The sequence below is a fragment of the Peptostreptococcus equinus genome, assembly GCF_027125355.1.
Classification (GTDB): domain Bacteria; phylum Bacillota; class Clostridia; order Peptostreptococcales; family Peptostreptococcaceae; genus Peptostreptococcus; species Peptostreptococcus equinus.
In genome coordinates, this window is the sequence record NZ_CP114052.1 from 286,636 (window position 1) to 307,874 (window position 21,239).

Sequence of the window (21,239 nt, forward strand, 5' to 3'; positions counted from 1 at the left end):
GATTGAGTTTATTACGTAATACTTATTACCATTAGGACACTTTTTTTGATTAAATTGTTTATTAAAATAAACTTATATATGGAAAGGATGTTTGTATGTTAACAGCAATAACAGGAATAAACTGGGGCGATGAAGGTAAAGGAAGAATGGTAGACTTACTATCTGAAGATTATGATATAGTAGTTAGATATCAAGGTGGAAATAATGCAGGTCACACAGTAGTAAATGAAAGAGGAAAGTTTATACTAAACTTATTGCCATCAGGCATACTGAGAACAGACGTTGTAAATATAATAGGAAATGGTGTAGTAGTTGATATAAAACATCTTTGTGAAGAAATGGGCAAGTTAATTAGTGCGGGTATTGAAATTACACCTGATAATTTGAAAATAAGCGATAGGGCTATAATAGTAATGCCATATCATGTAAAGCAAGATTGTCTAGAAGAAGAAAGATTGTCAGATGCAAAATATGGATCAACTAAAAGAGGGATAGCTCCAGTATACGGAGACAAGTACATGAAAAAAGGCCTTAGAATGGGAGAACTATTAGATAGTGAAGAATCTTTAAAAGAAAGGCTAAAAGGAATTATTGAATGGAAGAATCTTATGCTAGCTGATGGTTATGGAGATAGTCCAATAGAGTTTGATCAAATGTGGTCATATTTAAAAGAATATGGTGATGTTGCAAAGAAATTTGTATGTGATACTGGTCTATACTTAAATCAAGCAAATAAAGAAGGAAAGAATATTATGTTTGAAGCACAATTAGGTGCTTTAAGAGATATAGATTTTGGTATATATCCATTTACATCATCATCATCTTCAATAGCAGCTTATGCTCCAATTGGTGCAGGGGTTCCAAACTTGAAGGTTGAAAGATCAATAGGTATAATGAAGGCTTATTCAACTTGTGTAGGTGAAGGACCATTTACAGCTGAAATGTTCGGAGATGAAGCAGAGCAACTGAGAAAAGCTGGTAATGAATATGGTGCAGCTACTGGTAGACCAAGAAGAGTAGGAGGGTTTGATGTACTTGCTTCTAGATATGGTGTAAGATGTCAAGGAGCAGACGAAATAGCTTTGACAAAATTAGATGTACTTTCATACTTTGAAGAAATACCAGTATGTGTAGGATATAAATTTGATGATACAGTCCTTGATGAATTCCCAATAGGAGAAAAACTATTCAAGGCTCAACCCGTATATGAATATAAAAAGGGATGGATGAAAGATATTTCCAACTGCAAGACATTGGAAGAACTTCCAAAAGAGGCTATAGATTACATAAAATATATAGAAAAAGTAGTAGATTGTAAAATAACTTACGTTTCTGTAGGTGCTGAAAGAGAACAATATATAGTAATGCCATAGTGGCTCTAATTTTAAGGAGGAAAAATAATGAATAATACATATCAATCACCCCTTACATCTAGATACGCAAGTAAGGAAATGCAGGAATTATTTTCTCCAGATAAAAAGTTTACTACTTGGAGAAAGCTGTGGATAGCCTTGGCTGAAACAGAAAAAGAACTAGGTTTAGACATTAGCCAAGAACAAATAGATGAATTAAAAAAATTCCAAAATGATATTAATTATGATGTTGCAAAGCAGAGAGAGAAAGAAGTTAGACATGATGTTATGAGTCATGTATATGCATATGGAGTTCAGTGCCCAAAGGCTGCAGGTATAATACATTTGGGTGCTACATCCTGTTTTGTTGGAGATAATACAGACTTAATAGTAATGTATGAAGCCTTGGAAATGATAAAGAAGAGGCTAATAAAGGTTATTCAGGTCCTAGCTAAATTTGCTGATGAGTATAAAGAATTGCCAACGTTAGGATTTACACATTTTCAGCCAGCTCAACCGACTACAGTAGGCAAAAGAGCAACATTATGGATAGAAGATTTTCTATTGGATTTGGAAACATTAGAAGATTTTTTACAGAGAAAAAGATTGAGAGGAGCAAAAGGTACGACAGGTACTCAAGCCTCTTTTATGGAACTATTTGATGGCAATTTTGAAAAAGTTAAGCAAGTAGATAAGATGATTGCAAATAAAATGGGGTATGATGATGTATTTCCAGTGACTGGACAGACATATTCAAGAAAGATAGACAGTCAGGTAATTAATATACTTTCTGGCATAGCACAGTCAGCCACAAAGTTTTCTAATGATATAAGGCTTTTACAACACTTAAAAGAAGTTGAAGAACCATTTGAAAAGAATCAAATAGGATCTTCAGCTATGGCATACAAGAGAAATCCTATGAGAAGTGAGAGAATAGCATCTTTATCAAGATATGTGATTTCAGATATGCTCAATCCAGCTATGACAGTAGCAGGGCAGTGGTTTGAAAGAACCTTGGATGACTCTGCAAATAAAAGAATATCAGTTCCAGAGGCATTTTTAGCAACTGATGCAGTATTGAATTTATGTGCAAACGTAAGTGATGGATTGGTTGTATATCCAAAAGTCATTGAACAGAGATTAATGAAAGAACTACCTTTTATGGCAACAGAAAATATAATGATGGATGCCGTAAAAAGAGGTGGAAATAGACAAGAACTTCATGAAAAGATAAGAGTACATTCTTTAGAAGCTGCAAGAATGGTAAAATCAGAAGGAATGGAAAATGATTTAGTGGATAGAATTGCTGGTGACTCTGATTTTGGTATTACAAAAGAAGAAATACTTGAAGTCTTAAAACCAGAATTATATGTTGGAGCAGCTCCACTACAGGTTGAAGAATTTTTGAATAATGTGGTAGGTCCGATACTATATAAAGAAGAAACTATAGAAACAGCAGAAATAACAGTATAATGTTGTTTAATTATATATAAATGTAATATAAAAAGAAAATAAATATGAATTTCAAATAGCTAAAGCGTATTCGGTTTAGCTATTTTTATATATTGATTAATATATAAAAATAGCTATTATAAAAAAGTTTTAGATTGGCGTAAGAATATAAAGGGATAGTTATTATATTGAAATGTTTTATGATAAAGTATTAGGTTATGACTTATGATTTGCTAAGATTATAAAATATATAAATTTTAAATAGTAAAGATATTATTTGTTTGATATAATAACTTAAACAAGTAAACTTTTGAAGTAAGAAAAATATATAACTGCTTAATAAGGAGAATATTATGAATCAAAAAGAAATTATTTATAATCAGCTAAATCAACCTATAGGTAAAGAACTAATAGATTTTCATGAAGGAAATATGCCAGTGATAGACATATATAAGAGGGAATTTAGTAAGCATTGAGAAAATGTCATATAAGCATTTCGACGATTTATTTTCTGTATATAGCTCTTTAACTTCAGATGATTCTTTTACATATATGGTATTTGATAAATTTGAAAAAGTAGAGTGTTTTAAGCTATTTTTTGAGAACATGATAAAATCAATAGATCCATATTATTTAGCAATAATAGATAATAAATCAAAAAAAGCTATTGGTAGTTTTGCTTTAATGAGGATTGATAAAAATAATAGAGTTATAGAGATTGGCAGTATATTATATTCAGATATTCTCAAAAAAAGTAAAATGGCAACTGAAGCTCAATATTTAATAATGAAATATGTATTTGAAGATATTAAATATAGAAGATATGAGTGGAAATGTGATAACTACAATGAGCCATCTAAAAGGGCCGCAAAAAGACTTGGCTTTAAATATGAAGGACTTTTTAGAAAAGCTATGGTATATAAAGGTCGAAATCGAGATACTGCTTGGTTTTCTATAATTGATGATGAATGGAAGTTACTAAAAAATAAATTTGAAGCTTGGTTAGAAGATTCAAATTTTGATAAAGAAGGTAAACAGATAAAAGCATTGAATGAATTATAAAAGAGGTGCATGATGAATACATTTAGAATTGCTGTGTGTCAATTAAAGGTAGGCGAGAGTAAGGAAGAAAATATTAAGAATGCTGTCCAAAAAATTGAAGAAGCTTCTCAAAATGGAGCTGATTTGGTAGTATTACCAGAGATTTTTAATGGACCATATAGTACAAAATCTTTTTATAATTATGCAGAGGAATATCCAGGAAAAACTTCTGTGGCAATGATGGATGTCGCAAAAAGATGTAAGATACATCTAGTTGCAGGTTCAATATCTGAAAAAGAAAATGAAAAATTATATAATACTTCATATTTTTTTAATGATAAAGGTGAATTAATAGGAAAACATAGAAAAATGCATCTTTTTGATATTGATATAGAAGATGGCCAATATTTTAAGGAAAGCGATAGCTTAACTCCAGGAGAAGAATTTTCGGTATTTGATACTAAATTTGGTAAAGTAGGTTTAGGTATTTGTTTTGATATAAGGTTTCCAGAATATTTCAGATTATTATCTAATATGGGTTCAAAATTAATAATATTACCAGCAGCATTTAATATGACGACAGGACCAGCTCATTGGGAAATATCTGTCAGAATGAGAGCAATAGACAATCAAGTATATTTTGTTGGAGCTTGTCCTGCTAGGAATGAAGATGCTGAATACATTTCATATGCAAATTCTAGAATTTCAGATCCATGGGGAAACATTATTGCAAAAGCTGGTAATAATGAGGAAATAATCTATGCTGATATTGATTTAAACAAGGTAGATTCATTAAGAAAGCAATTGCCACTAACAAGCAACCTTAGAAAAGATTTATATGAAGTGAAGAATAAAAAATAAATATTTATTAAAGAAAAAATAAATAAAAAATAAAAAAATATATACTGATTAAAAATGTATTACAAAGAATCAGAATATATAATAAAATAGTATTGTAAGACTTATATTTTAATATATTTTATTAGAGGAGGAATTATGTTAAAAAATTCGGAAATAAGAAAATTGAGTAGAGCTCAATTAAGCGGTAAATGGGGAAAAATGGCTATAATTAATTTACTAGTTATAGCAGCTATAGCTTTAATGTATACTATAATGATAAAGGCAGAGCTAAACTCAATATCTATTGTGTTTTCATTGCTTACTGAATTGTTGACATTTGGCCTATATAAGTTGGGACTTGATATAGCAAATGGAAAAGAAGTAGATGCATCACGATTTGTATTAAATAAGAGACAGTATCTAAGAGCTCTATTATATTCTATACTAATGAATGTAATAATATTTGCATTAGAGATTATATTAGGTATTATATTATTTATAGTGGGTGCAGCATCTATTATGGGTCTAGGTGTGGGTTCAATGGCTGATCCCAGTAATATAAACGAATTGTTAGGAAATCTTGGAGCGGGTACAATAATAATATTGCTAGTTATTATAATAGTATTTATAGCTATTATGTTGTTCTTTAGCTTGGCATTTGCACAGTCAATTTATATTATATTAAGAGATCATGATGACATAGGAGCAATTGATGCGATGAAACTTTCTTTTTCTATAATGAAGGGATATAAGTGGAGATTATTTTGCTTGAATTTATCATTTATAGGTTGGGCTATTTTATCTGTACTTACTTTGGGAATAGGATTCTTATTCTTGATGTCATACTCATATGTTGCAAATGCTAATTTCTATCTTGAATTATTGAAAGAAAACGAAGAAGAAGCAAGACAATCGGGAGTAGTGGATAGAGAATATGAGCAAGAATATAGAACTATGAGAGAAGAACATAATTATTCAAGAGATATTAATGATTCTTATTCAGAAGAAAAAGTTACTTTTGAAAGTATAGACCTTGAAAAAGATGATACAAAAACAGCTGACAAAAATGACCCTATATTATAGTTAAAAATGATATTAAAATATATTTAATAGTAAAAAATTGTAATGTTTTTAAGATAAAACCTCAAGTATTTTTGTAATATTTGAGGTTTTTTATTTACTTTTTAGAACAATACTAATTCAATAATTACAAAAAATTACACTTAATTGGATTTCGTTGAAGTATATTTATAGCGGTGCTATAATGACGTGTAATTTTATGGAAAAGCTTTGCAAATTTGTAATTATTGAAGGGGGAATAAATATTGATTGGTTTAAAAAGTATCAAAAGTAAATCGATAAAGCAATTATCTGGTAAATGGAATACGCTAGTAATAATAAATTTTATGTGCTTGATTTCTATATATTTTATTTCATTTTCTAGTGTCAAAACAACAAATAGATTAATTAATTTCATATTGGAAATTTTATCAATATTTATCATATGCATAACCACAAAGTTGGGTTATAAAATTTCAAGAGATGCAAAAAAACCATTTAATTATAAAATTTTCAAAAAAAAAGAATTAATCAATTTGTTTATATACATATTGATTAATCTTGTACTTATTCATATAATAAACATAATTTTTATACTCATTGAAAGTACAATATGGGAAGTAGATATAAGCTCGAGAGGATTTGATATACTTACTGTACTTTCTATTACACTAATTAAAAAGACACTGTTTAATTTTATAATACTTTCTATATACCTATTTTCTATTATATATGTATGCTTGGGGTTTATATTTGGTTATTATATAATATTTAGAAATAATAAAAAAATTAATATTATAAAAATTGTTAATTTATCTTTTAATATTATCAAAGGACATAGAATAGAATTTTTATATTTTATTTTGCCATTTACTATATTGGCTTTTATGTCTATATTTACTTTCGGAATTGGATTTTTGTGGCTAAATTCTTACTATCAAGTATCAAAAGCAAATTATTATAAAAGTTTGCTAAGCTATAAAAAAGAAATACTTGAGAAGAAAAATAGAATAATTAGAACAATAGAAAAATAGCCTTTCCATTGAATAGAATATTCTATAATGTTATAATTATAAGATAAATAGTCATTAATTAGCTAAATTGGTGACTAAAAAATTATGGAGGTGTTTATGCTTTCTAATAGAAAAATAAAGTTACAGGCTAGGAGTAGATTAAGTAGTCACTGGCCTTTATTCGCAATTATAACATTGATAGTCTTTGTTTTAACTTTTATAATAAATTATATATTTGCTAGAAAAAATATTATTATTACCAATATAATAGCTTTTTTTGCGATAATATTGATGAATTTTTTATCAAAAATAGCTTTTAACCTAAGCATAGAGGAAGAAATAACTTTAGAAAACTCTATATTTGATTTGAGATCTTTTGTAAAAATGTGCAATTATTCAATAATGATTATACTTCTATATAATATATTGAATTTCATGGTGGGTATAGCTGCCAAAGGATCAGATTTTGCTGGTTTTATATCATCAAACCACTTTGTTCATGAGGGTATTTTATATATAATAGCAAAGACTGGAGGTATACCGGATATTCTATTTAATATATTTTTATTAATTATATATTTTATAATGGCTTCGTATATATTTTGTAGTATAGTGTTATATAAATATGTAGTATTTAGTCAGTATGATCAGATTGGTCCGACAAATACTATAAGATTCACCTTGAAATTAGTCAAAGATTATAAATGGAGATTGTTTTCTTTAATAATCTCTTTTACAGGTTGGTTTATTTTATCTATATTTACATTCGGTATCGGACTAGTGCTCTTGGTACCCTATATTAAAGTTTCAATTGCAGTATTTTATAGCCAATTGCTGAAAGAGAAAAAAGATCTTTTAGCTAAATTAGTACACAAATAAAAATTTATATAAATAAAAGATATCATGATATTTTTATATAAAAATAAAATTAATATTCATATACTAAACTCCATAAAATATGGAGTTTTTTCATTTGTATAAAAAGGAATTTTAATGTATATAAAAAAATATTTTTATTATGTATAAATTGAGTTTACTATGATAAAATAATTTATATAATTGTAGACTGGAGGTTTTAAAATGTCAGATGATAAAATAATTGATTTTAATGAATTAAAAGAAAAAGTAAAAGAATCGGATATAAATAAGTTTGAGCAATATGTACAAGATTTATATATGCAAATAAACACAGGTCAAATGACTATGTTTCAATTTTCAAAAAAAATGTCGGAATATATGCAAGAAAATAATATATCAGAAGAGAAATTAGTTAATATACAAATGAAAATGATGGAAAGATATGGTATAGATCCCAAGATGTTAGAGGATGAAATGAAAAAAATGGGAATGGATCCTAACCAAATGAATTTTTCTAAATCTGATGAAGATAAGTATAAATCAGAGAAGTCAATAAATGATTTTGATATAGATGAATTAGTAAATAATGACAAGGGAGCTATAAAGCTAGGTTTTTTTGAAAAATATAAGAGTCAGCTAGAAGAAAAGACTATCTTAGAATATAGGATACAAAATGACAAAAATGATATTAAAATATTGATGAATGGAAATGAATTAGTTGTTATAAGCGAAAAGAAATTAGATTTGAGTGACGATACTATAAATAAATTTATAGCTAACTATAGATCAACTATAGACACTCCATTGAAAGTTATTATATGTGAGGCAACAAATACATATGAATATAAATAAAGAAGTAAAGTTTAAAGAAGAAATAGATATAATAGATAAGTTGCCTAGTAAATTCAAAGAAGATATGAGAGATTTACTAGGCAGTGAATACGATGATTTTATAGATAGTTATAATGATGAAAAAACAAGTTCAATAAGACTTAATACTTTAAAAATGAATCAAGATGACTTTGAAAAATTAAATCTTTTTGAAATTAACTTAGCTGAGGATAAGATAAAGTGGGCAAATGAAGGTTACTATATCTCTTTGGATAAAAGACCTAGTATGAACCCACTTTTTGATGCGGGATTGTATTATATACAAGAGCCTTCAGCAATGAGTGTAGTAGGTCAAAGTGAAATTGATATGGGAGATTATATTTTAGATATGTGTGCATCTCCGGGTGGAAAATCTACTTATATATTGTCTAAATTAAATAACAGTGGTTTTTTAGTATCTAATGAATTTAATAAGTCTAGGCTAAAAGCTCTAGGAGAAAATTTAGAAAAGTTTGGAGCTATAAATTCTTTAATTACCAATATGAGTTCTAAAGAATTATTAAAGTTTTTTAAAGGTTATTTTGATAAGATATTTATAGATGCACCATGTTCTGGTCAGGGTATGTTTAGAAAAGATGAATACGCAATAGAAGATTGGTCTGAGGATAAAGTTGATCAATGTTGCTCTATACAAGAAGAATTAATGACTGATGCTTATTATATGCTGAAAGATCAGGGGACTATAATATATTCTACATGCACATTTACTAAAAGTGAAAATGAAGAGATAGTCAATAATTTTTTATGTAAATTTAAAAATACCGAGTTAATTTCTATGGATAGAATTTGGCCTCATAAAGAAAAAGGAGAAGGACACTTCTGTGCAAAAATTAAAAAGCTAAATACCAATGACAATATGGATGAAGAGTTTATGAATAAAAATAATAAAAAAAAGAATAAGCCATGTGATTATAAATGTAAAGAATTTGAAGAATTTTCTTCTAAGTTTTTAAAAGATGACTATAGCAAATTTATCAAAAAAAAATATAAATTTATTGATAGGAGTGGGCTTTTGTATATTTTTCCTAAGGAAATTGAAGTAGAGGATATGCCCAAGACACTTAGAAAAGGTTTGTTATTAGGTAAAATATTGAAAAATAGATTTGAACCAGCACATTCATTTGCTATGATTTTAAATAAAAATAAAGTCAAAAATTATATTGATTTTAAATATGATGATGAAAACATAAGTAGGTATTTAAGCGGTCAAAGCATAGCTACAAATGCATCTAGATCTTGGACTTTGGTATGTGTAAATGGAATTGGTTTGGGATGGGCAAAGGAATCAAATGGACAATTAAAAAATAAATATCCCAAGGGTTTAAGAAAAAACATTTAATATTACATTGTGCTGGAAAGGAGAAAAAAGTGAGCCGAAAAGAAAATAAAGGTTGCATAGGTGAGATATGGGAAATAATAAAGGTATTTTCAATGGCAATTATTTTGGCTATAGTAATTGTACAATTTGTAAGACCTACTAGAGTGGATGGAATATCCATGTATCCTACCTTAGATAATAATGACTATTTGATAATTAATAGAGTCAGTAGATATACAGGCGTGGATAGAGGAGACATAGTAGTTTTCGATAGCGATATGCCAATAGGAACAAAAACAAGCGAAAAAAATGCTCTAAGACAAGCTATGGATTTTGTACTGCAAGATGACAGTCAGACTAAGGATTTAGTAAAAAGAGTTATTGCTGTTGGGGGAGATAAAATACAAATAAAGGATGGTATTGTAAAAGTAAATGGACAGCAAGTAAAAGAAGACTATATATCAATAGGCAATTTTACAGATGGTAATATAGACACAACAGTACCACAAGGAAAATTGTTCTGTATGGGCGACAATAGATCTAGGAGCTTAGATAGTAGATATCCAGAGGTTGGTTTCGTACCAGAAAAAAAATTGGTTGGAAATATTCTGGTTAGGTTATTACCAATAAACAGTTTGGGGCCTGTGGAATAATAATATATATAAAAAGATATAGAGATAAATTTTATTTTAATTTATATAGAGCATTGTAATTTATTTTGTTTGAAAATGAATTGGAGTCGACACTATGCCTAGAAAAAAAACAAAAAAAGAAGTAATTGAAATATTAGATTTATTGACTGAATTGCACCCTGATGCACATTGTGAACTAGTGCATCAGAATGCTTTTGAATTATTAATCGCAACTATATTATCAGCCCAGTGCACTGATGTAAGAGTTAATATAGTTACGGAAGAAATGTTTAAAAAGTACAATACTCCATATGATTTTAATGAATTATCTATAAAAGAAATAGAAAATATGATTAGAACTTGTGGATTATATAAAAGCAAGGCACAAAAAATAAAAGATAGCTCAAGAATTTTGATAGAAGATTTTGAGGGGCAAGTTCCACAGAATTTAGATGATTTAATAAAATTACCCGGAGTTGGCAGAAAGACTGCTGGAGTTGTACTGAGTAATGCATTTGGTATACCAGCTATTGCTGTCGATACACATGTATTTAGGGTAAGTAATAGAATTGGAATAATAAAAGAAAATACAGTAGAAAAAACAGAGTTTGCTTTGATGAAGGCAATACCAATAGATAGATGGACACATTCTCACCACTTATTGATATTTCAAGGTAGAAGAGTTTGTAAAGCCAGAAAGCCAGAGTGTGATAAATGTAATATAAGAGATTATTGCAATTATTATGCTGTGGAAAATAAAAAAAAGGAGAAGTAAGATGGCAATAAATATAGTATTAGTTGAGCCAGAAATACCACATAATACGGGAAATATTATTAGAACGTGTGCAGCTACAGGTGCAGTGCTTCATTTGATAAAGCCATTAGGTTTTTCATTGGATGATAAGCATTTAAAAAGATGTGGATTAGATTATTGGGATATAGCGAATATACAATATTACGATTCATTTGATGAATTGCAAAAAAAATTTCCAGAATCTGATTATTTTTATGCTACAACTAAAGGTCTAAATAGACATTCAGATGTTGAATATAAAGATGGATGTTTTATTGTGTTTGGAAAAGAAACTAAGGGGCTTCCTAAAGATTTGATAGAAGCTAATATTGATAATACAATTAGAATACCGATGAGAATGATAGAAGGAGCTAGATGTTTAAATTTATCAAACTCAGTCGCAATAGCTGTCTATGAAGCTTTAAGGCAAATGGATTATGGCGAATTGGAGTAAATGGGAGGTTTAAATGAATGAAATAAAAATCATATGTGATAGCTTATCAGATATTCCAGATTCTTATCTGGAAAAATATGATATAGACATGCTACCACTTTACATCTATATGAATGGAGAAGAGTATAGGGATAGGGTGACAATAAGTTTAGACGAATTTTATAAAAGAATAAGAGAAGAAAAAATAGTGCCAAAGACTTCACAGATAACATATGGTGACTTTTATGAGTGTTTTGATAAATATACTAAGCAAGGAAAGTCAATACTTTATATATCAGTTGCATCTCAAGCTACAGGAACTTATGAGAGAGCTATAATGGCAAAAAATGATATTGTTGGTGGTAATATAAGAGTTATAGATTCTGGAACTTTATGTTTTGCTGTGGGTTTACTAATATTAAAGGCTGCTGAGTTTAGGGAATTAGGAATGAGTTTGGATCAAATTGTAGATGAAATAGAGATATTAAAGAACAATGTATATGGAACTTTTTCATGTGATGATTTAGAATATTTATCACAAGGAGGAAGAATATCTTCAAGAAGAGCTGTAATAGGTACAGTCCTCGGTATAAAACCTTTATGTGTCATAAAAGACGGTATTGTTGATAATCAAGGTATGGCAAGAGGTAAAAGGAATGTTGCGGTAAAGTTAGTAGAGCTTGCTCAAGAAAATGGAGTAAGAGATTTATCTAATCAGACAGTATTTCTAGGTACTACTGATGACTTTGCAGAAAGAGACCGATTAGAAAAAGAGATTATAAAAACTCTAAAACCTAAAAACATAGAGTATTTTAGGATAGGATGTGGAATAGGTACGCATGGTGGTCCAGGAACAACTGGTTTTATATGTTTTAAAAGTGAATAATTATAATTAATTTGGAATAATTGTAACCCCTAGATATTTATCTAGGGGTTACTTACATTAATTTTTCTGAATCAATCAAGTATTCTAATTATAGTTGTTTCAAAAGCTCAAGTAAATATTTGTATATTTTTTCTACGGAATCAATTTCAACATATTCGTGTGGTGTATGTACATCGTACATATTTGGTCCTATTGATATAGCATCAGCTTCTCTCGTCAACTTGTCCAAAAGAATTCCACATTCCAAACCACAGTGCATTACTACTATATCCGGGTCTACTTCAAATACTTCATTGTATATTTTTTTTGCTTTCTTTTCTAAAAAAGAATTTGGAGCATGCTCCCAAGCTGGATATTCGGCTTCAAATATAACCTTTCCTCCTACTAGTTCAGCAAGAGAAGAAAATTTTGACTTTAGAAAGTCTTTTCTACTTTGAAGTGAACTTCTAGATAGATTTTTAAATCTAATATGGCTTGAAGATTCTACAACAATTGCAAAATTAGTAGATGTCTCTACCATATTTTCAAGATTTGTATCCATTGATATTACTCCGTTAGGCATTAATAATAATAGATTAATTATATCTCTTTTGCATTTGTCAGAGTAAACTTTAAAGTCGGTTGGTGCGGTACGTCTTAATTTTATATTTAAATTTGGCTCAAGTGGATAAAATTCTTTTTGAATTTTTGATCTAAATTTGTGTATATCGTGAGCTATTGCTTCTAAATTGTCATATGATATGGAAATTACAGCCTCGCTATTTCTAGGTATGGCATTTCTTTTTGAACCGCCATTTATATAGAATAAATCATATGGATATTTAATAGAATTCAAAACTCTACCAAGTATTACATTCGCATTAGCCCTATGCTTGTCTATATCCATACCAGAGTGCCCACCAAGAAGTCCTTGAATATTTATTTCTAAGGCTATATTCCTAGGTTTAGCAGGTTTGTACTCTTTTCTAATAGATAGGATTGAGTCTACACCTCCCGCGCAACCAACAAGTATATTATATTCTTCTTCAGAATCCAAGTTTATCACATAGTCAGCTTTTGATTTTGATAAGTCCATATTGCTTACACCAATCAAACCCACTTCCTCATCAGCTGTAAATACACACTCTAAGTTAGGATGTTGAATTTTATCGTCTTCTAATATTGACATCATATAAGCTATACCTATACCATTGTCAGCACCAAGGGTAGTATCAGTCGCCCTAAGTTTGTTATCTTCAACCACTAACTTTAATGGATCTTTATTGAAATCATGGTTTGATTTATCACCTTTTTCTGTAACCATGTCAATATGCGCTTGTAACATAATAGTTGTTTTTGAATTGGAATTGCTGGCAGGTTTTTTAACCATTAAATTATTGTATTGGTCCTGAAAAGTTTCTAATCCAAGATTTTCAGCAAATTTTTTTATATAATCGCTAATTTCTTTTTCATTCCCTGATGATCTAGGTATTTTGGAAATATTTTCAAAGTTCCTAAAAACGGATTTGGGTCTTAGGTCTTTTGTTACATAAGTCATATATATCACCTCCATATTTGAGTATTTAATTGCAATAATTAAATAATATACTAAAAATATTAATAAGACTAAGATATCAAATTAACAAAAAAGTATATTCATTTACATTATAACATGTTATGAGTATATAAGTATAAAAAAATTTATGTATATAGCTACATTAATGGTATAATTATAAGAGTGAAATGAATAGAAATGAATGGATGGTGATTATGGATAATAAATATTTTAATGTGTTGGAACTAGAGAAAATAATAGATTTACTTTCACAAAAAGCATCTTCAGAATTAGGTAGAAACATAATAAAAAATCTTGAACCTATGAGTGATTATTATAAGGTAAAAAACTCATTGGAAGAGACTAGTGAAGCACAATCAATTTTAATAAAGAGAGGACATATACCACTTGCAGGAATAAATGATATAGCAAATTATACAAAAAGAGCTGAATTAGGAGCAGTATTAGATGCGGCCAGTCTTTTAAAAGTTTGCGATACAATGCGTGCAAGTAGGCTTATTTCAAATATATTAAGTAAAAATATAAAAGTTGAAACTTTTGGTAATGAAGAAACATCAGTTTGGCAAAATGATGATACTATTAATTATCCTATAATCCAGTCACTGGCTTCAAGCCTATATATACATAAAGACATAGAAGAGGATATAGGAAATGCTATTGTTAGTGAAATTGAAATATCAGACTCTGCATCCTCTGAACTTAGGAATATTAGAAGAAAAATAATTCAAAAGAATCAATCTATAAGGTCTAGGTTAAATACTATAATTTCGTCTACTACTTATCAGAAATATTTGCAAGATGCAATTATTTCTATGAGGGGAGATAGATTTGTAGTTCCAGTTAAGTCTGAGTATAGGTCTGTAGTAAATGGTATAGTACACGATCAGTCATCATCAGGTGCTACACTTTTTATTGAACCCATGTCTATAGTTGATATGAACAACGATTTAAGGCAATTAAAATTAAGAGAAAGAGAAGAGATAGATAGAATACTGGCAGATTTATCTGATAAAGTTGGTTCAGTGTGTAGAGAACTAATATCTAATCAGGAAATACTTGCTAGGATTGATTTCGCATTTTCAAAAGCAAAGTTATCAATTTCAATGAGAGCGATTGAACCAGTATTAAACTCAAACAATAAATTTAAAATAATAAAAGGCAGGCATCCTCTATTAGAAAAGGATAAAGTAGTTGCAAATACAGTATATTTAGGAGATGAATTTTCAACTTTATTAATTACTGGTCCAAATACAGGTGGTAAAACGGTAACAATAAAAATGGTTGGACTATTTGCTTTGATGACACAATGTGGTTTACACATTCCAGCTGACTATGGTTCTTCAATGTGTGTGTTTGATAATATTTTTGCTGATATTGGAGATGCACAAAGTATAGAGCAGAATCTCTCAACATTTTCATCTCATATGACTAGAATAGTAGATATTACACAACAAGTAAGCAAAAAATCTTTAGTAATATTTGATGAATTAGGAGCAGGTACAGATCCAGAAGAGGGTGAAGCATTAGCTATTGCTATACTTGAAGATATAAAGAGGGCAGGTGCATTATGTATAGCGACAACTCACTATAGTGCACTCAAAAAATATGCATTAGCTAAAAAAGATGTAGAAAATGCAGCAGTAGAATTTGATATGGATACACTTTCGCCAACTTATAGATTGATGATTGGTGTTCCTGGAAAATCAAATGCTTTTGAAATATCAAAAAAAATCGGTCTAAAAACTTATATAATAGAAGAAGCAAAAGAATTTTTATCTAGTGATGATATTGAGTTAGAAGAAGTTTTACAAGGTATTGAAAAAAATAGAATTAAAATAGATGAAGAGTTAGAAAATATAGAGCTCCTAAAGAAAGAAATAGAATTTAATAAAGAACAATATGAAAGAAAGATAAATAAATTCCAGGCATCTAAGGATAAAATGTTAGAAGATGCTAGAAGTCAAGCTTTTTCAATAGTAAGAGATACAAAAGAATCTTCTGAAAAAATAATTAAAGAATTGAAAGAACTTGAAAAAATAAATGAAGCTAAGGATAGAGATAGAAGAATAGAATCTATAAGAAAAGAAATTTCTCAGAATATGGGTTCACTTCAGCCATCCTTAGAATCAATAGTAGTTCCAAAATATTCTTCAAAAGAAATTAAGAGCTTAAAGCCAGGACAAAATGTAGATATAGTTACCTTAAGGCAAGAAGGGGTAATAATTTCATCTGATGACAAGAAAAAAGAAGCATTAGTGCAAGTTGGTATTATGAAAATGATGTTGCCATATAAATCGCTAAAGGTATCAGACAAAAAGGCTAAATCTAACGTAAGTAAGTCAACTAGAAAAATAATAAGATCAAAATCAGGTAATATTAAAAGAGAAGTTGACTTAAGAGGTATGAATTTAGAGGAAGCCATAATGGAAGTTGAAAAGTATTTAGATGATGCTAGTATGGCTGGTCATGAAGAAGTTACTATAATTCATGGAATGGGAACTGGAGTATTGAAAAAGGGAATAAACGAGTGGCTAAAGAAAAATGTACATGCTAAATCATTTAGACCAGGCCAGTATGGAGAAGGTGGACCAGGAGTTACAATAGTAAAAATAAAATAATATACAGATAAAGAGCCAAAATAATAAAATTATGGAGGTATGATATGAAAAAAGTAATGGTTATTATCAATCCAACAGCTGGATCGACAAAGGGACCTAAGTATATAGAAAAGATACAGAAAAAATTTTCAACATTTTTTGATGAGATAGATATTAGAATCACTAAAAAATCTAAAGATGCCTCTGAATTTTCAGGTCAAGCATGTGATTTAGGATATCATAGCATATTCGCACTTGGTGGTGATGGTACTGTAAATGAAGTAATATCAGGTATGGCTTTAAAAGAATACAGACCAAAATTTGGTATTCTACCAGGGGGTACTGTAAATATGTTGGCTAGAATGTTAAATATACCTATGAGAGTAGATTGGGCAATTAAACGATTGGACTTCAATAGATATACTCCACTAGATATAGGAAAAGCTAATGACAAATATTTTGCATATATATTTAGTATTGGAGTAGTAGCTGAAGCTATTCATAATGTTGGCATTGATGAAAAAACAAGGTATGGACCTATGGCTTATGCCTTTAGCACAATAAAAAATATAAGAGATGACAAAGTAAAACAAGTGTCAATAGAAACAGAAAAAGATAAATACTATGGGCCTGCAAGTCATGTATTAATATTGCTTAGAGATACATTTGGCCATATGAGATTAGTAGAAGATGAAGATGAGTATGGGTATGCAAATATATTAATCTTGAAAAATAGTGACTTTCTTACAAAAATGAGACTAATTCCGAGTGTTATGGAAGGGGCTGTTGAGAAAAATAAAGATGTAGTTTTTTTAAAAGCTAGTAATATAAAAATATGCTCTACAGAAGATATTGAGACAGATTTAGATGGAGATAAGGGAGATAATCTTCCAGTTGAAATTGAAGTATTAAAAAAACATATAGAAGTTTATTATTAAAATATTAGGACTTTAATATTAAGTAAATAATCAAGTAAAATAGACTAAGATATTGATATATTAAAAAATCTAGGTTAATATATAATATTGTAGACTAAAATATAGAATAATTATATAAATATAAATGGTAATGGAGGATTATTAATGGCAGATTATAAAATTGTTGTATCTGAAAAATTAAAAAGCCAAATAGAAGATATGACGTTGGAAGAAATACAAGCATTGATTGAAATTCCACCTAATAAAGAAATGGGTGATTATGCTTTTCCATGCTTTAAATTAGCTAAATTATTTAGAAAAGCTCCGAATATGATAGCACAGGACATAGCAGAAAAAATAGAAGTTGGCGATGGAATAGATAAAGTTGTAAATCTAGGAGCATATGTAAATTTCTTCGTGAGCAAGGGTGAATTAGCAGAAAAAGTAATAAAGCAGATTTTTGATGAGAAGGAAAACTATGGTAAGAGTGATATCGGGAAAGGAAAAAATATTACAATAGATTTCTCATCACCTAATATAGCAAAGCCATTCCATATAGGTCATATTAGAACAACAGTAATAGGTAATGCACTTTATAAAATATATAATTCTCAAGGCTTTAATGTAATTAGAATAAATCATTTAGGAGATTATGGTACTCAGTTTGGTAAGTTGATAGTAGCTTACAAGCTATGGGGAAATAAAGAAGCAGTTGAAAAAGAACCAATAAAAGAGTTGTTAAAGTTATATGTAAAATTCCATGATGAAGCAGAGCAAAAACCAGAAATGGAAGATGAAGCTAGGGCATGGTTTACTAAGCTTGAAAATGGAGATCCAGAAGCAAAAGAATTATGGCAGTGGTTTAGAGATGAAAGTTTGAAGGAATTTCAAAGAGTATATGACTTATTAGAAATTGACTTTGATTCACTGGCAGGAGAAAGTTTCTATTCTGATAAGATGCCAGCTATAATTGATGAATTAAATAGCAAAAATTTAATGATTGAATCAAAGGGAACAAATATAGTTGATTTAGAAGATGTAAATCTTCCTCCAGCTTTGATTCAGAAAAATGATGGTTCTTCATTATATTTGACTAGAGATTTGGCAGCAGCCGAATATAGAAAAAAAACATACGATTTTTATAAAGCAATTTATGTTGTAGGATCACAGCAGGAATTGCATTTCAAACAATTGTTCAATGTTCTTAGAAAAATGGGATATGAATGGTATAAGGATATGATACATGTTCAATTTGGTATGGTTGCTCTTGAAGAGGGAACAATGTCAACTAGAAAAGGTAGAGTGGTGTTTCTCGAAGATGTATTAAAACAGGCTATAGATAAGACTAGGGAGATAGTTAAAGAAAAGAATCCTGATGCAGAAAATATAGATAAGATAGCTAGAGAAGTCGGTGTAGGAGCTGTTGTATTCCAAGAATTATCTAATAGTAGAATAAAGGATTATACTTTCTCTTGGGAAAGGACTCTTAGTTTTGAGGGTGAAACTGGACCATATGTACAGTATACTCATGCTAGATGTTGTGCCGTAAAGAGAAAGGCCAATGTGTATATAAGCTCTGATATAGATTTTAACTTACTTACAGATGAAGACTCAACAGATGTAATAAAGGTGTTAGAATCGTTTAATAAGTCAATAGTACATGCTATGAATAAAAATGAACCACACATTGTGACTAGATTTGTACTAGATTTAGCTCAAGCCTTTAATAAATTCTATCACAATAATATTATTATTAGCGATGATATAGAACTAAGAAATGCTAGGCTTGCATTAGTAGAAGCAACTAGACAAACTATAGAGAATTCATTAGCTATACTAGGAATGAAGTCTCCAGAAAAAATGTAAAAGTTTTTGTTGGTAAAATATTTTTATGTGAAATAAATGTGAATTTATTAAAAAAAATTAACGTTATATTAACTTTAAATTCATATTGTATTGAAATTAATTTCATAGAGTTGTATAATCTAGAGGGGACTATATTTTGCCCCTCTTAAATTTTATATGGAGGTATTTTTATGATTACATTTATTATTGGTTTAGTAATACTAATCGTAGGTGGAATGGCTTATGGTAAATTCGTTGAAAACGTATTTGAACCAGATGATAGACCAACTCCAGCTACAAGTATCAACGATGGTGTTGATTACGTTCCTATGGATAAGAAGAAGAATGCTTTAATAGAATTGCTTAATATAGCTGGAACGGGTCCCATATTAGGACCAATTCAGGGTATATTATTTGGACCTATAGCATTTATATTAATTCCAATAGGCTGTGTTCTTGGAGGAGCAATGCATGACTATTTCTGTGGTATGATATCAATCAGAAGCAAAGGTATGCAGATGCCAGCATTAATAAAAGAACATCTTGGAAATAAGGTGTACAAGATATATAATATCTTTGTTATTTTCCTAATGATATTAGTTGGAGCTGTATTTATTTATACTCCAGGAGATCTTATCATTGTAAACTTATTAAAACAAAAGTCTATTATAGGAAATCCAATAGTTTGGGTAGTGTATGGTTGTATATTCTTATATTATTTAGCGGCTACACTTTTCCCAATAGATAAAATTATAGGTAAAGTGTATCCGATATTTGGTGCTATACTATTATTGTCAGCAATTGGTATATTCTTTGGTCTATTCTTTAAAGGTTACAAGTTAGATAACTTATCTATGGCGAATTGGATGGGATCACATCCACAGGGAGTACCTCTACTACCGGTATTCTTTGTAACAGTAGCATGTGGTATAGTTTCTGGATTCCACTCAACTCAGGCAACTTTGATAGGTAGATCAGTTAAAGATGAAAGAGAAGGAAAACATACTTTCTATGACATGATGATACTTGAAGGTTTCATAGCGATGATATGGGCAGCAGCAGCTATGGGTATATACAATTATGGTGTACCTGCAGAATTAGTTGGTAAGCCAGCAATAATAGGTTTAGTTGCCAATGATATGTTAGGTAAAATCGGTGGATTAGTAGCTATTATAGGTGTCATAGTACTTCCAATCACATCAGGAGATACTTCACTAAGAGCTGCTAGACTTATGATAGCAGACGCCATAGGTTATGATCAGTCTAAACCATTAAATAGAGTTATACTAAGTGCATTTATATTTACTCCAGTTATAGCTATATTAATATTTGCAAAGATTGATGCTAAGGGATTCAATATATTATGGCAATATTTTGCATGGGCAAACCAGACAATAGCTGTTTTTGCTTTTGCAATGATTTCATTATATTTATATAAATTAAAGAAGCCATACATAATTTCTTTAATACCAGGTATGTTCTATACATTCATTATTTCATCTTATTTATTAGGTGCTAAAATTGGATTTAATGTACCTCAGAATATAGCAAATATAGTGGGTGTAGTACTTGCTATAATATATGCTTATTTAATTGTAAAAGCAGGCAAGAAATCTTTACAAAATAGTGAAAGATTGGCAGCATAATAATACTTATAATCTTAAAAACCTCCAGTTATCTGGGGGTTTTTTCTTGAATTAAATAGACTTGTTTACATATTTAAGCATTAAAGTTAAAATATAAGCTAGAGGTAAAAT

The 21,239-nt window shown here is 29.3% G+C and carries 19 protein-coding genes; 18 read left to right on the forward strand and 1 reads right to left on the reverse strand.

Features of this window, described 5'->3' with window-relative positions; all coding sequences use genetic code 11:
• The first annotated feature begins 95 nt into the window (after window positions 1-95).
• The 14 genes from O0R46_RS01545 (at window position 96) to O0R46_RS01610 (ending at window position 12,568) form a co-directional block, all read left to right on the forward strand.
• Entirely contained in the window at window positions 96-1,373 is a 1,278-nt protein-coding gene (locus tag O0R46_RS01545) for an adenylosuccinate synthase (protein WP_269311852.1), read from the forward strand.
• 27 nt (window positions 1,374-1,400) lie between these two features.
• Window positions 1,401-2,825, forward strand: a complete 1,425-nt coding sequence (purB, locus tag O0R46_RS01550) for an adenylosuccinate lyase (RefSeq protein WP_269311853.1) — start codon at window positions 1,401-1,403, stop codon at window positions 2,823-2,825.
• 332 nt (window positions 2,826-3,157) lie between these two features.
• Complete coding sequence (locus O0R46_RS01555; protein ID WP_269311854.1) at window positions 3,158-3,280, forward strand: hypothetical protein; 123 nt, start codon at window positions 3,158-3,160, stop codon at window positions 3,278-3,280.
• A gap of 4 nt (window positions 3,281-3,284) precedes the next feature.
• On the forward strand, window positions 3,285-3,866 hold the full coding sequence (locus O0R46_RS01560; protein WP_269311855.1) for a GNAT family N-acetyltransferase: 582 nt from the start codon (window positions 3,285-3,287) through the stop codon (window positions 3,864-3,866).
• Between the two features lie 12 nt (window positions 3,867-3,878).
• Complete coding sequence (locus O0R46_RS01565) at window positions 3,879-4,706, forward strand: carbon-nitrogen hydrolase family protein (protein ID WP_269311856.1); 828 nt, start codon at window positions 3,879-3,881, stop codon at window positions 4,704-4,706.
• A gap of 135 nt (window positions 4,707-4,841) precedes the next feature.
• Window positions 4,842-5,768 (forward strand): DUF975 family protein, encoded by a 927-nt coding sequence (locus O0R46_RS01570; protein ID WP_269311857.1) that lies wholly within the window; start codon window positions 4,842-4,844, stop codon window positions 5,766-5,768.
• 242 nt (window positions 5,769-6,010) lie between these two features.
• On the forward strand, window positions 6,011-6,778 hold the full coding sequence (locus O0R46_RS01575; protein WP_269311858.1) for a DUF975 family protein: 768 nt from the start codon (window positions 6,011-6,013) through the stop codon (window positions 6,776-6,778).
• Between the two features lie 96 nt (window positions 6,779-6,874).
• Entirely contained in the window at window positions 6,875-7,636 is a 762-nt protein-coding gene (locus O0R46_RS01580; protein WP_269311859.1) for a DUF975 family protein, read from the forward strand.
• 201 nt (window positions 7,637-7,837) lie between these two features.
• Window positions 7,838-8,467: a DUF3867 family protein gene (locus O0R46_RS01585; RefSeq protein WP_269311860.1), complete on the forward strand. Its 630-nt coding sequence runs from the start codon at window positions 7,838-7,840 to the stop codon at window positions 8,465-8,467.
• On the forward strand, window positions 8,454-9,845 hold the full coding sequence (locus O0R46_RS01590) for an RsmF rRNA methyltransferase first C-terminal domain-containing protein (RefSeq protein WP_269311861.1): 1,392 nt from the start codon (window positions 8,454-8,456) through the stop codon (window positions 9,843-9,845). The genes O0R46_RS01585 and O0R46_RS01590 overlap by 14 nt, the downstream gene beginning before the upstream one ends.
• A 29-nt stretch (window positions 9,846-9,874) precedes the next feature.
• Window positions 9,875-10,477 carry a signal peptidase I gene (gene lepB / locus O0R46_RS01595; protein WP_269311862.1) on the forward strand — a complete coding sequence of 201 codons (603 nt, stop codon included), beginning with the start codon at window positions 9,875-9,877 and terminating at the stop codon, window positions 10,475-10,477.
• 94 nt (window positions 10,478-10,571) lie between these two features.
• Window positions 10,572-11,231, forward strand: a complete 660-nt coding sequence (nth, locus tag O0R46_RS01600) for an endonuclease III (protein WP_269311863.1) — start codon at window positions 10,572-10,574, stop codon at window positions 11,229-11,231.
• Between the two features lies 1 nt (window position 11,232).
• Window positions 11,233-11,703: a tRNA (uridine(34)/cytosine(34)/5-carboxymethylaminomethyluridine(34)-2'-O)-methyltransferase TrmL gene (gene trmL / locus O0R46_RS01605; protein ID WP_269311864.1), complete on the forward strand. Its 471-nt coding sequence runs from the start codon at window positions 11,233-11,235 to the stop codon at window positions 11,701-11,703.
• Between the two features lie 13 nt (window positions 11,704-11,716).
• A complete protein-coding gene (locus O0R46_RS01610; RefSeq protein ID WP_269311865.1) occupies window positions 11,717-12,568 on the forward strand; it encodes a DegV family protein in 852 nt (283 codons plus the stop codon).
• A gap of 88 nt (window positions 12,569-12,656) precedes the next feature.
• Here O0R46_RS01610 and O0R46_RS01615 read toward each other — a convergent pair whose 3' ends face one another.
• Window positions 12,657-14,105: an aminoacyl-histidine dipeptidase gene (locus O0R46_RS01615; protein WP_269311866.1), complete on the reverse strand. Its 1,449-nt coding sequence runs from the start codon at window positions 14,103-14,105 to the stop codon at window positions 12,657-12,659.
• Window positions 14,106-14,317: 212 nt separating this feature from the next.
• Here O0R46_RS01615 and O0R46_RS01620 point away from each other — a divergent pair, with 212 nt between their 5' ends.
• From O0R46_RS01620 to O0R46_RS01635, 4 genes are all read left to right on the forward strand, one after another.
• Window positions 14,318-16,741 carry an endonuclease MutS2 gene (locus O0R46_RS01620; protein WP_269312518.1) on the forward strand — a complete coding sequence of 808 codons (2,424 nt, stop codon included), beginning with the start codon at window positions 14,318-14,320 and terminating at the stop codon, window positions 16,739-16,741.
• 44 nt (window positions 16,742-16,785) lie between these two features.
• Window positions 16,786-17,658 (forward strand): diacylglycerol/lipid kinase family protein, encoded by an 873-nt coding sequence (locus O0R46_RS01625; protein WP_269311867.1) that lies wholly within the window; start codon window positions 16,786-16,788, stop codon window positions 17,656-17,658.
• A gap of 144 nt (window positions 17,659-17,802) precedes the next feature.
• On the forward strand, window positions 17,803-19,503 hold the full coding sequence (gene argS / locus O0R46_RS01630) for an arginine--tRNA ligase (protein WP_269311868.1): 1,701 nt from the start codon (window positions 17,803-17,805) through the stop codon (window positions 19,501-19,503).
• A gap of 170 nt (window positions 19,504-19,673) precedes the next feature.
• On the forward strand, window positions 19,674-21,128 hold the full coding sequence (locus tag O0R46_RS01635) for a carbon starvation CstA family protein (RefSeq protein WP_269311869.1): 1,455 nt from the start codon (window positions 19,674-19,676) through the stop codon (window positions 21,126-21,128).
• Window positions 21,129-21,239: the final 111 nt, after the last annotated feature.

Excerpts from the sequence above, each read along its gene's own strand:
- O0R46_RS01620 (WP_269312518.1), top strand. The coding sequence starts at position 14,318 with ATGGATAATAAATATTTTAATGTGTTGGAACTAGAGAAAATAATAGAT.
- O0R46_RS01555 (WP_269311854.1), top strand. The coding sequence starts at position 3,158 with ATGAATCAAAAAGAAATTATTTATAATCAGCTAAATCAACCTATAGGT.
- O0R46_RS01610 (WP_269311865.1), top strand. The coding sequence starts at position 11,717 with ATGAATGAAATAAAAATCATATGTGATAGCTTATCAGATATTCCAGAT.
- O0R46_RS01580 (WP_269311859.1), top strand. The coding sequence starts at position 6,875 with ATGCTTTCTAATAGAAAAATAAAGTTACAGGCTAGGAGTAGATTAAGT.
- O0R46_RS01615 (WP_269311866.1), bottom strand. The coding sequence starts at position 14,105 with ATGACTTATGTAACAAAAGACCTAAGACCCAAATCCGTTTTTAGGAAC.
- O0R46_RS01635 (WP_269311869.1), top strand. The coding sequence starts at position 19,674 with ATGATTACATTTATTATTGGTTTAGTAATACTAATCGTAGGTGGAATG.
- O0R46_RS01560 (WP_269311855.1), top strand. The coding sequence starts at position 3,285 with ATGTCATATAAGCATTTCGACGATTTATTTTCTGTATATAGCTCTTTA.
- O0R46_RS01590 (WP_269311861.1), top strand. The coding sequence starts at position 8,454 with ATGAATATAAATAAAGAAGTAAAGTTTAAAGAAGAAATAGATATAATA.
- O0R46_RS01625 (WP_269311867.1), top strand. The coding sequence starts at position 16,786 with ATGAAAAAAGTAATGGTTATTATCAATCCAACAGCTGGATCGACAAAG.
- O0R46_RS01565 (WP_269311856.1), top strand. The coding sequence starts at position 3,879 with ATGAATACATTTAGAATTGCTGTGTGTCAATTAAAGGTAGGCGAGAGT.
- O0R46_RS01545 (WP_269311852.1), top strand. The coding sequence starts at position 96 with ATGTTAACAGCAATAACAGGAATAAACTGGGGCGATGAAGGTAAAGGA.
- trmL (WP_269311864.1), top strand. The coding sequence starts at position 11,233 with ATGGCAATAAATATAGTATTAGTTGAGCCAGAAATACCACATAATACG.
- purB (WP_269311853.1), top strand. The coding sequence starts at position 1,401 with ATGAATAATACATATCAATCACCCCTTACATCTAGATACGCAAGTAAG.
- O0R46_RS01570 (WP_269311857.1), top strand. The coding sequence starts at position 4,842 with ATGTTAAAAAATTCGGAAATAAGAAAATTGAGTAGAGCTCAATTAAGC.
- nth (WP_269311863.1), top strand. The coding sequence starts at position 10,572 with ATGCCTAGAAAAAAAACAAAAAAAGAAGTAATTGAAATATTAGATTTA.
- argS (WP_269311868.1), top strand. The coding sequence starts at position 17,803 with ATGGCAGATTATAAAATTGTTGTATCTGAAAAATTAAAAAGCCAAATA.
- O0R46_RS01585 (WP_269311860.1), top strand. The coding sequence starts at position 7,838 with ATGTCAGATGATAAAATAATTGATTTTAATGAATTAAAAGAAAAAGTA.